The 15,340-nt window shown below is 71.2% G+C and carries 12 protein-coding genes; 8 read left to right on the forward strand and 4 right to left on the reverse strand.

The annotated features are described in order from the left end of the window. The first annotated feature begins 30 nt into the window (after positions 1 to 30). The 6 genes from ndk to proB all read left to right on the forward strand — a co-directional run bounded on the left by ndk (position 31) and on the right by proB (position 7,774). The gene (gene ndk / locus CT688_RS05550; RefSeq protein WP_107756082.1) at positions 31 to 441 is read left to right on the forward strand and encodes a nucleoside-diphosphate kinase; all 411 of its coding nucleotides are present in this window, start codon (positions 31 to 33) and stop codon (positions 439 to 441) included. Between the two features lie 330 nt (positions 442 to 771). Continuing rightward, positions 772 to 4,185 carry a ribonuclease E/G gene (locus CT688_RS05555; protein WP_107756083.1) on the forward strand — a complete coding sequence of 1,138 codons (3,414 nt, stop codon included), beginning with the start codon at positions 772 to 774 and terminating at the stop codon, positions 4,183 to 4,185. Positions 4,186 to 4,423: 238 nt separating this feature from the next. Next, positions 4,424 to 4,729, forward strand: coding sequence for a 50S ribosomal protein L21 (gene rplU / locus CT688_RS05560; RefSeq protein WP_017835684.1), 306 nt, complete (start codon positions 4,424 to 4,426; stop codon positions 4,727 to 4,729). Between the two features lie 67 nt (positions 4,730 to 4,796). Next, on the forward strand, positions 4,797 to 5,060 hold the full coding sequence (rpmA, locus tag CT688_RS05565) for a 50S ribosomal protein L27 (RefSeq protein ID WP_017835683.1): 264 nt from the start codon (positions 4,797 to 4,799) through the stop codon (positions 5,058 to 5,060). 141 nt (positions 5,061 to 5,201) lie between these two features. Then, complete coding sequence (gene obgE / locus CT688_RS05570; RefSeq protein WP_017835682.1) at positions 5,202 to 6,662, forward strand: GTPase ObgE; 1,461 nt, start codon at positions 5,202 to 5,204, stop codon at positions 6,660 to 6,662. After that, positions 6,659 to 7,774, forward strand: a complete 1,116-nt coding sequence (gene proB, locus CT688_RS05575) for a glutamate 5-kinase (protein WP_107756084.1) — start codon at positions 6,659 to 6,661, stop codon at positions 7,772 to 7,774. Before obgE ends, proB begins: the two co-directional genes overlap by 4 nt. Before the next feature lie 38 nt (positions 7,775 to 7,812). Here proB and CT688_RS05580 read toward each other — a convergent pair whose 3' ends face one another. Next, positions 7,813 to 8,691: a Sir2 family NAD-dependent protein deacetylase gene (locus CT688_RS05580; protein ID WP_107758028.1), complete on the reverse strand. Its 879-nt coding sequence runs from the start codon at positions 8,689 to 8,691 to the stop codon at positions 7,813 to 7,815. After that, the gene (locus CT688_RS05585) at positions 8,688 to 9,470 is read right to left on the reverse strand and encodes an MBL fold metallo-hydrolase (protein ID WP_107758029.1); all 783 of its coding nucleotides are present in this window, start codon (positions 9,468 to 9,470) and stop codon (positions 8,688 to 8,690) included. Before CT688_RS05585 ends, CT688_RS05580 begins: the two co-directional genes overlap by 4 nt. A gap of 23 nt (positions 9,471 to 9,493) precedes the next feature. Between CT688_RS05585 and CT688_RS05590 the strand changes: the two genes are divergently transcribed. Further along, complete coding sequence (locus CT688_RS05590) at positions 9,494 to 10,222, forward strand: AAA family ATPase (RefSeq protein WP_231750511.1); 729 nt, start codon at positions 9,494 to 9,496, stop codon at positions 10,220 to 10,222. Positions 10,223 to 10,239: 17 nt separating this feature from the next. Then, positions 10,240 to 12,060, forward strand: coding sequence for an FAD-binding dehydrogenase (locus CT688_RS05595; protein WP_197431475.1), 1,821 nt, complete (start codon positions 10,240 to 10,242; stop codon positions 12,058 to 12,060). Between the two features lie 58 nt (positions 12,061 to 12,118). Here CT688_RS05595 and CT688_RS05600 read toward each other — a convergent pair whose 3' ends face one another. Both CT688_RS05600 and CT688_RS05605 read right to left on the reverse strand, forming a co-directional pair. Continuing rightward, complete coding sequence (locus CT688_RS05600; protein ID WP_107756086.1) at positions 12,119 to 13,252, reverse strand: CaiB/BaiF CoA-transferase family protein; 1,134 nt, start codon at positions 13,250 to 13,252, stop codon at positions 12,119 to 12,121. Then, on the reverse strand, positions 13,249 to 15,198 hold the full coding sequence (locus CT688_RS05605; protein WP_197431476.1) for an NAD(P)/FAD-dependent oxidoreductase: 1,950 nt from the start codon (positions 15,196 to 15,198) through the stop codon (positions 13,249 to 13,251). Before CT688_RS05605 ends, CT688_RS05600 begins: the two co-directional genes overlap by 4 nt. Positions 15,199 to 15,340 lie beyond the last annotated feature (142 nt).

The raw sequence follows: 15,340 nt of genomic DNA on the forward strand, positions 1-15,340 counted from the left end.
CGGGATCCGGGTACTTGTAGCATTGCGGCCGTGACCGAGAGAACCTTCTTCCTCATCAAGCCCGACGGCGTCCAGCGAGGCCTGACCGGGACCATCCTCGCGCGAATCGAGGCCAAGGGCCTCAGGCTCGTGGCCATGGACATGCGCCACGTGCCCCAGGAGACCGCGGCCGAGCACTACGCCGAGCACTCCGAGCGTCCGTTCTACGGCGATCTGCTCGAGTTCATCACCTCCGGTCCGGTCGTGGCCGGTGTCGTCGAGGGCCCCCGCGCGATCGCCGCCTGGCGCCAGCTCGCCGGCGGGACCGACCCGGTGGACAAGGCCGCGCCCGGGTCCATCCGCGGCGACTTCGGGTTGGAGACCCAGTTCAACCTCGTCCACGGATCCGATTCCGAGGAGTCCGCGGCCCGCGAGATCGGACTGTGGTTCCCCGACCTCTGATCCGGGTTCCCCACCAGCGCCCGCGCTGAATGCGCCCGTCGGCCCCGTGTCCGGCGGGCGCATCTGTCTTCCCACCGCTCCGCGCGGCAACGGATCGCCGGCGGGTGTGGGACAATGGCCGGAGCCCATATTCTCGGCGAGCGGACCACCAGTTCGCCCCGGATCGGGCGCCCGCCATCCGCGGGCCGGATCACACCGGAATCGCGGACCACAAGACACAGCCCCACCTGTGTGGGGCCCAGAGAGAAATGCCGACCCCGTGCGGCGGCGTGGGTCACCGGAGTTGTTCCGGTGACGTGATCGCGCCCGGAGTCCGGCCAGAGGAGACACGTGTCGGATTCGACCCTGACCATCGACGATCTCAACGCGCTCCCGGAGAAGATGCGCGCGCACGCCGCGGCCAAGGCCGTGGGTATGACCAGCAAGGAGTTCCTGGCCGCGATGGCCGGGATCGGCGTGGAGATCAGGAGCGCCCAGTCCGGCGTGACCCGCGAGGTGTTGCTCACCTGGTTCGCCGGCCGTGAGGACGGCGACGGGGCGGCACTCGCGGAGGCTCCCGCCGACCAGGGCGCCTCCGCTGAGACGGTCCCGGCCGACACAGCCCCCGCGAAGAAGGCGGGCGCCGGAAAGGCGCCGGCCAGAAAGTCCTCCGAGAAGAAGGCGCCGGCCAGAAAGTCGGCCGAGAAGAAGGCGCCGGCCGAGAAGTCTCCGGCGAGGAAGACTCGCACGCCCGCTGCGGGCGACGCGGCGACGGACCCGACAGTCGACAGTGACGCCGCGGGGCGGGCCACCAAGAAGACCGCCACCAAGAAGACCGCCGCCGACCAGACCGCCGCCGACGAGACCGCCGCCGACGAGACGTCCGGGCCGCGGGCGACCGGCCGTCGGCCCCTGCCGGAGATGTCGATCGTGACCGGCGAGGTGGGCGCGGCGGAATCAGGCAACCGTCGCCGGTCCACCGCCACCCCCTCGTTCTCTCCTCTCTTCCTCTCGCCCGACGAGGCCGCCGCCAAGGCCGAGAAGGCCGGGAAGGCCCGGACCGAATCCGACGCCGCGGAGACCACCGAGAAGTCCGGCAAGACCGACCCGTCCGGCGCCTCCGATGACCAGAACGACGCCGGCGAGGGCGGTCGCCGCCGCCGCCGGGGCCGTCGTGGCCGCGGGCGTGGCCGGGGCGAGAACGTGGACGAGCCGAACGTCGACACGGACAGCACCGAGGGGGCTCCCGAGGCCGCGGTCGCCGACGAGCAGGAGAAGACCGCCGCCGGCGCGTCGGGTGGAGGCGCGTCGGGTGGAGGCGACGCCCGTCTCGAGTCCGACACGTCCGACGGCACCGACGAGCGGTCCGGGTCGAAAGACGACACCACGGATGAGGACTCCGACGACGCCGACGGGTCGCCGTCCGGCTCGCGTCGGCGCCGCCGTCGTCGTCGTCGCGGAGGGGGGTCGGGCAACGACGACACCCAGGCCGCCGGTGACGACTCCGCTGACTCCGACGCGCGGGAGCAGCGCGAACCGCGCCGTCGCTCGGCGCGCGGTGGCCAGAGCTCCGGCCCGGCCACCGACGAGGTGCAGGGCATCAGCGGCTCGACGCGCCTCGAGGCCAAGCGGCAACGACGCCGTGACGGGCGCGATGCCGGTCGCCGGCGCCAGCCCATCCTCTCCGAGTCCGAGTTCCTCGCCCGCCGTGAATCCGTCGACCGCGTGATGGTGGTGCGGGAGAAGAAGCGCGCCGACGGCAAGGGGGTCATGACCCAGGTCGGCGTGCTGGAGGACAAGGTCCTGGTGGAGCATTTCGTGACCACCGAGTCCGCCCGCTCCATGGTGGGCAACGTGTACCTCGGCCGCGTACAGAACGTGCTCCCGAGCATGGAGGCCGCGTTCGTCGACATCGGCCGCGGCCGCAACGGCGTGCTGTACGCCGGCGAGGTCAACTGGGAGGCCGCCGGACTCGGTGGCAAGGCCCGGCGGATCGAGCAGGCGCTCAAGCCCGGCGACATGGTCCTGGTGCAGGTCACCAAGGACCCCATCGGCCAGAAGGGCGCCAGACTGACCACGCAGATCTCGCTGGCCGGCCGCTTCCTCGTGTACGTGCCCGACGGCAACTCCACCGGAATCTCCCGCAAACTCCCCGACACCGAGCGGCGCCGGCTCAAGGCGATCCTCAAGGACGTGGTCCCCGAGGGTTCGGGTGTGATCATCCGGACCGCCGCCGAGGGGGTCAGCGAGGAGGAGATCGGCCGCGACGTCGAACGGCTGGCGGCCCAGTGGACCGAGATCTCCGAGGCGGCGGCCAAGCGGACCTCCTCCGGCTCGGGCACTCCGATCGCCCTGTACGAGGAGCCGGACCTACTGGTCAAGGTGGTGCGCGACCTGTTCAACGAGGACTTCTCCTCGCTGGTGATCCAGGGCCGGACCTCATGGGACACCGTCCACGACTACGTCTCGAGGGTCGCACCGGAGATGACCGGTCGACTCGAGCGCTACGACAACCCCGACGTCGACGTGTTCGCCACCCACCGCGTGGACGAACAGCTGGCCAAGGCCCTCGATCGCAAGGTGTGGCTGCCCTCCGGCGGCTCACTCGTGATCGACCGCACCGAGGCCATGACGGTCATCGACGTCAACACCGGCAAGTACACGGGCTCGGGCGGCAACCTCGAGGAGACCGTCACGAAGAACAACCTCGAGGCGGCCGAGGAGATCGTCCGCCAACTGCGCCTGCGCGACGTGGGCGGAATGGTGATCATCGACTTCATCGACATGGTGCTCGAGGCCAACCGCGATCTCGTCCTGCGGCGGCTCACCGAGGCGCTGGGCCGCGACCGCACCCGGCACCAGGTCTCCGAGGTCACCTCGTTGGGGCTCGTCCAGCTCACCCGCAAGAAGCTCGGCACCGGTCTCATCGAGGCCTTCTCCACGCCGTGTGAGCACTGCCAGGGCCGTGGACTGATCGTGCACGCCGACCCGGTGCACACCGAGTCCCACAACGCCGACGAGCCCGGCTCGCGACGGGGCCGCAAGCGCGGTGGCAAGGGAGCGGACCCGGATCAGTCGGAGTCCCAGGCCACGTCGTCGACCACTCCCAGGCAGGCGCCCAAGAAGGACGGGCCCGCGCCGGCCGCCCACCCGGCCGCGCTCGCGATCGCACGTCACGAGGCCGAGCAGGCGATCGCGGAGAAGCCCGACCCGGATCAGGCCGTCGCAGGGTCGTCGGACACGGATCAGGCGGTCACGGACACATCTGGCCAGGCGGAGGTCGTCACCGCCGAGCCGACGTCGCCGGTCACGACCGGTGACGCCGACTCCTCCGACGCCGCCGGGTCGCGGCCGGGTCGCCGTCGTCGTCGCGCCACTCGTCGCCCCGCCGGCGGGACCATCGCCCCGGCCGTCGCGGCGGAGGACGGTGCTGCCGTCGAGGCCGTCGAGACGCCCGAGGACGAGGAGGCGGTCATGGCGGAGGCCACGGAGGTCGTGCAGACGGTCACGGCCGTCGGATCGGATCCCGACCCCGCCGGTTCCGGCACGCCCGGCCGCCGACCGCGCAGGCGGTCGACCCGTCGCGAGGCCGGTGCCGCCGCGTCCACGGCCCCCTCGGGGGAGTCGGCACCGGTGGCGGCGGTGCCCGTCGCGGCCGCCCCGCTCGCGGAGGCGCCCCCGGTCGCGGTCGCCGAGCCGCGCCGGCGTCCGGCACGTCGACGCGCGACGCGGACCACGACCGCTCCCGACGGGGGCGATCGATAGAGGTCTCGGGCCCGGAGGCGCTGCCGGTTTGACCTGCTGCGCCGCCGGGCCGTAACCTTGACAAGTCGCTCGTGGCGGCGCTATGTCGTCGCGCGAGAAGTCGCGGGCCGGGCCTTCCGAGGCCCCGGGGCCGGCGATCCCGGCCGACGAGAGTCGGTCGGTCAGAGAGAACACCGCACAGTAGTCGTGGTCGTCCCCAGCGGCGGTCACACACCCGAGAAGCAAGGGGAAGCCCTCGATGTACGCGATCGTCAAGACCGGCGGCAAGCAGTACAAGGTCGCCGAAGGGGACCATGTCAAGGTCGAGAAGATCGAGGGTGAGGCCGGCACCTCCGTGTCCCTGTCCCCGATCCTCGTGGTCGACGGATCGACCGTCACCTCCGCTGCCGACGCCCTGGCCAAGGTCTCCGTCTCCGGTGAGATCGTGGAGCAGACCAAGGGTCCGAAGATCCGGATCCACAAGTTCAAGAACAAGACCGGATACCACAAGCGTCAGGGTCACCGTCAGAAGCTGACGGTGCTCAAGATCACCGGTATCAAGTAATCCATCACGGCCGCCAAGGCCACCAGCTCAGCGCCCTCGGGCGTCTTCCCTGAAGGAGGGTTCGGACATGGCAAGTAAGAAGGGCGCATCCAGCACCCGTAACGGTCGTGACTCCAACGCGCAGCGCCTCGGCGTCAAGCGCTTCGGTGGCCAGGAGGTCAACGCCGGCGAGATCCTGATCCGCCAGCGCGGCACCAAGTTCCACCCGGGCGTGGGCGTCGGCCGTGGCGGCGACGACACGCTGTTCGCTCTGGCCGCCGGCGCGGTGGAGTTCGGGACCAAGCGTGGTCGCAAGACCGTCAACATCGTCCCGGTCGGCGTCGAGGGCTGACCCGGCAACGCTGACGAGAAGTCGCCCTCGGGGGCCGGGCGGGGTCAGACGACCCCACGCCCGGCCCCCGAGCGCATTTCCACCCCGGTCGTCGAGTCCCACCACCACCCATCACCCACCAGCAGCAGGAGGAGTCCGCCCATGTCGAGATTCGTCGACCGCGTAGTGCTCCACCTCGCGGCGGGGGACGGCGGCCGCGGCTGCACGTCCGTGCACCGGGAGAAGTTCAAACCGCTCGGTGGGCCTGACGGGGGCAACGGCGGTAGCGGCGGCGACGTCGTGCTGGTGGTGGACCCGCAGGTCCACACCCTGCTCGACTTCCACTTCCGCCCCCACGCCCGGGCGGGTAAGGGGCAGCCCGGCATGGGGGCCAACCGCAACGGCGCCCGCGGTGAGGACCTCGTCCTGGCGGTACCGCCCGGGACCGTCGTCCTCGACGAGGACGGGCAGGTGCTGGCCGATCTGGTCGGCGCCGGGACCCGCTTCGTGGCGGCCGAGGGCGGCAAGGGCGGGCTCGGCAACGCCGCGCTCGCCTCGAGGGCCCGCAAGGCCCCCGGGTTCGCCCTGCTCGGTGAACCCGGCGAGGTCCGCGACCTGACCCTCGAACTCAAGTCCATGGCGGACGTCGGACTGGTCGGGTTCCCCTCGGCGGGCAAGTCGTCGCTCGTGTCGGTGCTGTCCGCGGCCAAACCCAAGATCGCCGACTACCCGTTCACCACCCTGGCGCCCAACCTCGGCGTGGTCTCGGTGGGCGACGACACGTTCACCATCGCGGACGTGCCCGGGCTCATCCCCGGAGCCAGCGAGGGACGCGGTCTGGGCCTGGACTTCCTGCGCCACATCGAACGCACGGCCGTCCTCGCGCACGTGGTGGACTGCGCGAACCTCGAGTCCGACCGCGACCCCGTCTCGGATGTCGACGCACTCGAGGCCGAGCTCGCCGCCTACCAACCGGAGCTCGCCAGCGCCGGGCTGGGCGACCTGGCCGACCGGCCCCGGGTCGTGGTGCTCAACAAGATCGACGTTCCGGACGCCGCCGACATGGCCGAGATGGTCACCGCCCACTTCGAGGCCAAGGGCTGGCCGGTGTACGCGATCTCCGCGGTCGCGCACCGGGGCCTGGACGAGTTGCGGTACGGGCTGTACGAGCTCATCAAGGCCCATCGCAAAGCGAACCCGCCTGCGGCGCCCGAGCGGATCGTCCTCCGGCCCAGGGCCGTGGACGGGGTCGAGTTCACGGTCCGGAAGGATCCGGACGAGGCCGGTGCCTTCGTGGTGTCGGGATCCAAACCCGAACGTTGGATCCGCCAGACCGACTTCGCCAACGACGAGGCCGTGGGCTTCCTCGCCGACCGCCTGGCCCGGCTGGGTGTCGAGGACGCGCTCATCAAGGCCGGGGCGCAGGCGGGTTGCGCGGTCACCATCGGCGACGTCTCGTTCGACTGGGAGCCCCAGACCCCGGCGGGCGTGGACCTCATGCGCACCGGGCGTGGCACGGACATCCGGTTGGAGTCCGACGAGCGCGTGGGCGCCCAGGAGCGCAAGTACCGCAAGCGGGTGCGCCGCGGCCTGATCGATCCCGACGAGGAGATCCTGGAGTGACCGGTGAACCGGAGCTGCGGCGCCGGATAGGCACGGCCCGCCGAGTGGTCGTCAAGATCGGGTCCTCGGCCATCACGAGCGTCGGTGGTGGGATCCGCCGGCCGCAGCTCGACGCCCTGGCCGATGTCTGTCAGGCGCGCATGGCCGCGGGGTCGGACGTCTTCGTGGTCTCGTCCGGGGCGATCGGAGCGGGGATGTCCCCACTGGGAATGACCACCCGCCCCGCGACCCTGTCCGCCAAGCAGGCCGCCGCGAGCGTGGGCCAGCTGGAGCTGGCCCGGGCCTGGGGGGACTCCTTCTCCCGATACGACCGCGTGGTGGGGCAGGTCCTGCTGACGGCCGGCGACATCGGGCGCCGGGAGAGCGCCGCCAACGCGCAACGCACCCTGGATCGTCTCCGCACACTCGGCGCGGTCCCGGTGGTCAACGAGAACGACACGGTGGCCACCAACGAGATCCGTTTCGGGGACAACGACCGCCTGGCCGCGTTGGTGGCCCACCTCATCAGCGCCGATGCGCTGGTCCTGCTCTCGGACGTGGACGCCCTGTACGACTCGGACCCGCGGAAGGGCGACGCCACCGCGGTGACGATGGTGTCGGGTGCGGCCGACCTCGACGGGGTGGTGGCCGGGGCCGGCGGGGCCCTGGGGACCGGCGGGATGGCCTCCAAGCTCGCGGCCGCACGGCTCGCCGCCGACGCCGGCATCCCGGTGCTGCTCACCGCGGCCGAGCTGGCCTCGGAGGCACTGGCCGACGAGCCGCGGGTGGGCACGGTGTTCGCACCCCGGCCCGAGCGGATGACCGCGCGTCGGTTCTGGGTCCGCCACGCAGCCGACGCGCGGGGCGCGGTGATCCTGGACGACGGCGCGGTGCGTGCCGTCACCGGGTCGCGGCGCTCGCTGCTGCTGGCGGGTGTGACCGGCGTCGACGGGCTGTTCCACTTCGGCGACGTGATCGAGATGCGCGATCCCGCCGGTCAGACCGTCGCGAGGGGGATCGCCCAGTACGACTCGATCGAGGTGCGCTCGCGACTGGCCGACCGCGCCGCGGGCAGAGGTACGGCGGGCCAGGGACGTCCGCTCGTGCACGCCGACGACCTGGTGGCGCTCTAGACCTCGCCGGAGTGCCTGGTCGCTACAGGGCCTTGTCTCTACAGGGCCTGGTCGACGAGGGCGAGCACGTCCACGCAGTCGCCGTCGATCGTCAGGGTGGCCTCTGAGTGCGCCCGGGTGTGGCCGCGGTTGATCACGACCACGGGCGTGCCGGTGGTCACCGCACGCCGCACGAACCGGTACCCGGACCGGACGGTGAGAGAGGACCCGACGACGATGACGAGGTCGGACTCGTCGACCAGGTCGTTGGCCGCGGCCACGCGGTGCGCCGGAACGTTCTCCCCGAAGTAGACGATGTCGGGTTTGAGCACTCCCGAACACCGGCGGCAGTCCACCATGCGGAAGTCCGCGGTGTCGGCGAGAACGGCGTCCGCGTCCGGGGCGACCTCGATGGCGCCGCGTGTGGCCACCCGCTCCGCGAACCCGGGGTTGAGGCGGTCGAGCTCCTCGTGCAGTGCCCACCTGCTCTGGCGCAGCCCGCAGTCGAGGCACGTCACCACGGCGTAGGTGCCGTGGAGGTCCACGAGCCGGCGGCTGCCCGCCTTGAGGTGGAGCAGGTCGACGTTCTGGGTGATGACGCCGTGGACCAGCCCCCGGCGCTCCCAGTCGACCAGCAGCGCGTGGGCCGCGTTGGGCCGGGCGGCCTCCATGTGTCGCCAACCCAGGTGGTTGCGGGCCCAGTAGTGGCGCCGGAACCCGGGGTCACCGACGAACTGCTGGAAGGTCATGGGAGTCCGGGCGGGGGAGTCGGGGCCGCGGTAGTCCGGGATCCCGGAGGGGGTGGAGATCCCCGCGCCGGTGAGAATCGTGGTGCGCCGGCCCCGCATGAGGTCGGCGACCGCGGCCGCCCGCGCCGACAGGTCCCGGTCCGGATCGGTGCGCGCGGCGGGAGTCCAGGCCGTGTCCCGGATCCTCACCCCGGCACGCCTCCCGGCCCCGCCGGGTCGTGGGCGCACACCACCCGCAGATCCGTGCCGCGACGCCCGGCCAGCGCCGCGAGGCGCGCGTGGGTCAGCTCCACGGCCGAGGGGACCAGCGACAGGGTGCGTTCCGCGACCGCGATCGCCCTGGGGTATCCGACCGAGGGATCGATCTGCCCCCTGAGGTAGAACGCATCCCCGGCGTGCAGGACGTCGAGCTCGCCCGGGTCCCCGGGATCCCCCGGGACAAGGACCCCGGCATGCCCGACGGTGTGACCCGGCAGATCCACGAGGATCATCCCCTCGAGGACGTGATCCAGGGGATGCACCCGGAAGCCCTCCCACCGGTCGGTCCCGTAGGTGTACTCGACGAAGTCCGGCCCGTGCGCCCACTGGGCACGCCGGTACCGACGCCGCTCGATCCAGCGTGGGGTGCGCACCGCCCACGTCAGGGCCTCGGAGGCCACGTGCACCTTCGCCCCCGGGAAGTCGGCGAGACCGCCGATGTGGTCGAAGTCCATGTGGGTGAGCACGATGTGGCGCACCTCGCGGGGGTCCATTCCCATGTTCTCGATGCGGCGACGCGCTGTTTCGGCCGCGTCCAGCCGCGGGCGCATCGCGTGCCTCATCGGGCCCAGCCGGGCGGCGGGGTCCGCGACGTCGCGGAGCCCGACACCGGTGTCCACCAGCACCAGACCCCCCCGGGCCTCCACCAGCAGCACGCGGGTCGGCACCCGTCCGGCGAACGTCCCGCAGTTCATCTGGTGGATCCGCATGTCGGCCACGGTACCGTGGCCGCGTGAGTCGAGACGGCGTGCTGGACCCGCGGCCGCTGGTCCGCGTCACGGTGGACCCCCAGCTCGTGCCGCGCGCCGGGTCGTGGCCGTACTCGGTCCCCGCGGTATCGGCTCTGGTGCGCGAAGGGTTGGAGCTGGACGCCCTCACCGTCCTGGTGGGGGAGAACGGGTCCGGTAAGTCCACGATCGTCGAGGCGGTGGCCATGGCGTTCGGCCTCAACGCCGAGGGCGGGTCCACCGGCGCCCGGAACTCGACGTGGGCGTCGGAGTCCCCGTTGCACGACGCGCTGCGACTGGTGCGCGGGGGCGGGGCGCCCCGGTGGGGCTACTTCGTGAGGGCCGAGACCCTCCACGGCCTGTTCACCTACCTCCAGGCGACGGGGCCGGGGCAGGACTTCCACGCGCGCAGCCACGGCGAGGCGTTCTGGGACCTGCTGGACTCACGGTTCACCGGCGGCGGGCTGTTCGTGTTGGACGAGCCCGAGGCGGGGTTGTCCTTCGACGCCCAACTCCGGCTGGTCGCGCTGCTGCTCGACCTGGCCGGCCGTCGGAGCACCCAGGTGCTCATGGCCACCCACTCGCCGATCCTGGCCTCCGTGCCGGGGGCGGCGGTATACGAGTTGTCGGAGGAGGGGATGAGCCGTCGCCGCTGGGAGGACCTGGCGATGGTGGACCACTACCGCCGGTATCTCGCGGCGCCCGAGCGGTATCTGCGTCATCTCCTGGAGTGACCCGGCACACTGGACTCATGACCAACTTCTCGTCGCGCCCCGGCCGCACAGCCGGGGAGGCCCGTCCCGTCCGCCCCGTCTACCCCTCGTACGCCCCGCCGTCCGCCTCGACCGCGGCCAACGCCGGGCCGCTCCCGGCTCCCGAACCCGGGTTCGAGCCCGACATCATCGTGGTGGGTCACGGGCTGGCGGGGCTGGTGGCCACCTACGAGGCGAGCCGGGCGGGCAAGAAGATTCTCGTGGTGGATCAGGAGAACGAGAAGAACCTGGGCGGGCAGGCGTACTGGTCACTCGGCGGCCTGTTCCTGGTGGACACCCCCGAGCAGCGGCGTATCGGCATTCACGACTCACTGGACCTGGCGTGGCGCGACTGGCTCGGGTCGGCCGCCTTCGACCGGCCGGAGGATCACTGGCCCCGTCGGTGGGCGCGGGCGTACGTGGAGTTCGCGGCGGGGGAGAAGCGGACGTACCTCAACGCGCTGGGGCTCAAGATCATCCCCACCGTCGGCTGGGCGGAACGTGGTGGCGGGGACGTGGGGGGCCACGGCAACTCCGTGCCGCGCTTCCACGTGACCTGGGGCACGGGGCCCGAGGTGGTGCGGATCTTCGAGGAACCGGTTCGCGCGGCCGCCGCCGAGGGGCTGGTGCGGTTCGCGGTGCGGCACCGGGTCGACGAGATCGTGGTCGAGGACGGTCGGGCGGTCGGCGTCCGCGGGGCCACCCTGGTCCCGTGCGATCTGGACCGCGGGGTGTCCTCGCCCCGCGAGGAGACCGGGACCTTCGAGTTCCGCGGCGGCGCCGTGCTCGTGTCCTCGGGCGGGATCGGCGGCAACCCGGACCTGGTGCGCCGGTACTGGCCGACGGACCGGATGGGGGACGCGCCGCGGGACCTCATCCTGGGGGTCCCGGAGCACGTCGACGGCCGCATGCTCGAGATCTCGGGCTCGGCGGGAGCGAATCTCATCAACCGCGACCGGATGTGGCACTACACCGAGGGGGTCGCCAACTTCGCGCCCATCTGGCCCTCTCACGCCATCCGCATCATCCCGGGCCCGTCGACGCTGTGGCTGGACGCCACGGGCGCGCGGATGCCCGTGCCGCTGTTCCCGGGGTTCCACACCACCGCCTCCGTCGAGGCCATCCGCCGGACCGGGTTCGACTACTCGTGGTTCGTCCTGGACTCGGCCATCGCGGAGAAGGAGTTCGTGCTCTCCGGTTCCGAGCAGAATCCGGAGATGACCGACAAGGTGGTCACGAAGTTCCTGTCCCGCGCCAAGAAGGGGCTGCCGGCGTCGGTCGGCGCATTCGCCGAGAAGGGCGTGGACTGGGTGGTGGCCGACTCCCTGGAGGAGCTGGTCGCCGGGATGAACGAGCTGGTCGGTGGGGACGAGCCCGAGCTCGACGTGGAGAGTGTGCGTGAGTTCGTCCTGTCGATGGACGGCCAGATGGACAACCCCTTTGCCAAGGACGCGCAGGTGCAGGCCATCCACAACTCTCGCCGGGTGCTCACCGACAAGCTCACCCGCATCGCCAAGCCGCACAAGCTGCTCGCGGACTCGGGCGCCGGCAAGGGATCCGCTGCTGGCTCGGGTGGCCCGCTGATCGCGATCAAGGTGCACCTCATGACCCGCAAGACCCTGGGCGGGATCGAGACCACGCTGGACTCCCAGTGTCTGCGACCGGACGGGGAGCCCTTCCCCGGTCTGTACGCGGCGGGGGAGGTCGCCGGTTTCGGTGGCGGCGGGGTCCACGGCTACAACTCGCTCGAGGGCACCTTCCTCGGCGGCTGCATCTTCTCCGGGATGAAGGCCGGGCGGGCGATGGCGCGGGAGGTCTGACCGCCGGGGCGGAGGCGCCGGCCCGGGGCGCCACCGCCGTTCACCGGGAACACGGACCTCACCGGGGCGAATTCCTCCACCGCGACAGAACCGCGTCCATGTCCGACCGCGCTCGAGGCGGTGCCGCTCCGCGGGAGGTGCTCATCCGAGGGGCCGCGGCGGGCATCGGGTAGCCCCCCGCGTCGACGAAGGACTCCCGCCGGACCGCGTGGTCGTGGAGCGTGGCCTCCCGGAGTGTGAGCACCGGTGTGACGCACGCGTCGAGCTCGTCGAAGACCTCGGCCCAGGCGTCGCGGTCACGCGAGGCGAACGACCGACCGAAGAGCGCGGTCAGCGCGTCCCAGTTGGTGGTGTCCCAGCGATTCGGCAGGTCGGCGTGATCCAGCCCGAGACCGCGCACGACGCGGTCATAGAACACGTCCTCGAGCGCTCCCACCGCGACGAACCCGCCGTCGGCGCACTCGTAGGCCCGGTAGAACGGTGCCGAGCCGTCGAGGAGATTGGTGCCCCGGCGGGACGACCATCGCCCGGAGTGTTGCCACGATCGGACCAGACCCGTCAGGGAACCGGCGCCGTCGACCATCGCCGCGTCCACGACCTGGCCCCGGCCCGTCCGCTGCCGCTCGTGGAGGGCGGCGAGGATCCCCACCAGCAGGAACATCGACCCTCCGCCGAAGTTGCCGACGAGGTTCAGCGGTGGTGTGGGCGGCCCGGAGGCCGGGCCGAGTTGCCCCAGGGCGCCTGACAGTGCGAGGTAGTTGATGTCGTGTCCGGCCACGCGGGCCAGCGGTCCCTCCTGTCCCCAGCCGCTCATGCGGCCGTAGATCAACCCCGGGTTCTCCTGCTGCCACACGTCGGGGCCGAGACCGAGTTTCTCCATCGTTCCCGGGCGGGACCCCTCCATCAGGACGTCGGCGCGGCCCACCAGGTCGCGCACCCGGCGCAGCCCGTCCGGTTCGGTCAGGTCGACCGCGAGCTCGGTCCTGCCCCGGAGCATTCCCGCGTTCGCGTCGTCGTTGCCGTCGTCGGCCCCCACGGGGACGGGTCGCACCACCCGGATCACCTCGGCGCCGAGGTCCGCCAGCATGAGACCCGCGTGCAGGAGCGGCCCGATGGCCTCCATCTCCACCACCCGGAGTCCTGCCAGGGGTCCGCCGTGCGGCGCCGCGGCGGCCTCGTCCCGCACGGTCACCGCCCGGTGGCGGCGGCCCGGGCCGGCGTGGCGCGGACCGGTTCGGTGTGGAAGTCCGATGGGTCGACCTTGTTGGTCATGGCCCAGTAGTCGTTGATGCGCCAGGGCAGCACCGACACGACGCGACCGTCCGGGTTGCGGTACCAGTTCTCCATCGCCGGATGGGTCCACACCATCTGCGCGTGCTGCCGGTCGACGGACTCGTTGTAGCGTTCGTTGACCTCGCTGCGGCACTCCAGCGTGCCGAGGTCCTGCGTGCGCATCAGCCGTAGCGCATCCATGATGTACCTGACCTGGCATTCCAGGATGGTGATGAAGCTGCCGCCGTGGCCCAGGCCCGTGTTGGGCCCGGTCATGATGAAGAAGTTGGGGAAATCGGGAACCGTGATGCCGAGATACGCGCGCGCGTCGTGGTCCCCCCAGATCTCCCTGGTGGAGCGCCCCGATCTGCCCACGATGTCCATCGGGTAGAGGATCCGCACGCTGTGGAAGCCGGTCGCCATGACGATGATGTCCAGCTCGTGCTCGACGCCGTCTGAGTCGACCAGTCCGGAGGGCGTCACCTCCTCGACCCCGCGGGGGACCAGCGTGACCTGGGGCTTGCGCAACATCGCGAACCAGCCGTTGTCCAGCAACATCCGCTTGCCGAAGGGGGGATAGTCCGGCAGTGACGCCTCGATGAGGTCGTCGCGGTCGCCCAGTTGATCGCGGAGGTAGCGTTCGTAGAATCTGCGGTGCCCGTGGTTGGTCGCGTTGATCGAGGCGCTCGGCTCCGGCCACTCGGGGTCCACCTGGAGGGTGGGGTAGACCTTGTCGTTGAAGATCCACGACAGTCTGGCGCGGTACCACTCCCGGTACCCGGGGACGTGGTCCATCAGCCAGTGCACGTCCTCGTCGATGGTCGCGAAGTAGTCGTCGTTGGGGGCGATCCACTGCGGTGAGCGTTGGAAGACCGTCAGGGAACCGACCCGGTCCGCGATGGCCGGGCCGATCTGCATCGCGCTGGCGCCCGCCCCCACGATGCCCACCCTCTTGCCCCGCAGGGCGTCCGGCTCGTCGAGGTCGCTCGGCCACTCGGCGGAATGGAAGAGACGACCCCGGAAACCCTCCATTCCCGGGAGGTTCGGGACCTTGGGGCGGTTGAGAAGGCCGACCGCACTGATGAGGATCGGTGCCTCCAGGACCTCCGATCCACCGTCAGGCCGACGGACCGTCACGCGCCATGACTGCCCTGACTCGTCGAACTGCGCGCGCGTGACCTCGTGGCGGAACCGGACGTGCTGACGGATGTCGTTCGCCTCCGCGAAGGCCTCGAGGTAACCCTGGACCTCGTCGCGCTTGCCGAAGTGCGTGGACCAGTTGTGGGGGAAGGAGGAGATCGAATAAAGGTGGCTGGGGGTGTCCACCCCGGCTCCGGGATAGCGGTTCTCCCACCAGGAACCGCCCACGTCGTCGTTCTTCTCCAGGATCACGTGGGGGATGCCGGCACGGGTGAGCTCCACCGAGGCCATCATCCCCGCGATGCCGGCGCCGATCACGATCGCGTGGAGGCGCTCGTCGGGTGCGGCGGCAGCCGGCGCGATCCGCGGCCCGTTGACGATCTCCGCCATCATCGGGGCGAAGTCCGGCGGCACGGTCTCGCCGCAGGTGAAGTTGAGCAGCCGTTCGACGTCCGAGTGCCCGACCTCCGGCCGGGGAGGCCTCCCCGACTCCCACCAGCGCTCGACAGCGTCGATCACCGCGTCCTGGATCTCGGCCTGGATCCCGTCCGGAAGGCCCCCGGTCGCGTTGTCGTCCATGCCCCGACTGCGGGTGGGCTGATAGCGGGGTGCCATCCACCGCTCGTCGGCCGTCAGCTCCAGTAGGACGGCGAGCAGGGTGGGGACGTTGCCCGCGCGGACCGCCGAATGGAGGCGGCGACGGTCCGATTCAGTGACTGTGGTCATACGTCGCAGGCTAACAGCAGTTAGTCCCAGGGCCAAGAGATTGACATCAGTCGGCGAAGAGATGCGAAGTCTGCCCGCGAGGGCGGGTTGACCACATCCGCTGGCGATGCAAGTATGAGCCAGATCATACTAACGGCGGTCA

Origin of the sequence: Dietzia sp. JS16-p6b, from assembly GCF_003052165.1 — a bacterium.
In the GTDB taxonomy this organism is placed as follows: domain Bacteria; phylum Actinomycetota; class Actinomycetes; order Mycobacteriales; family Mycobacteriaceae; genus Dietzia.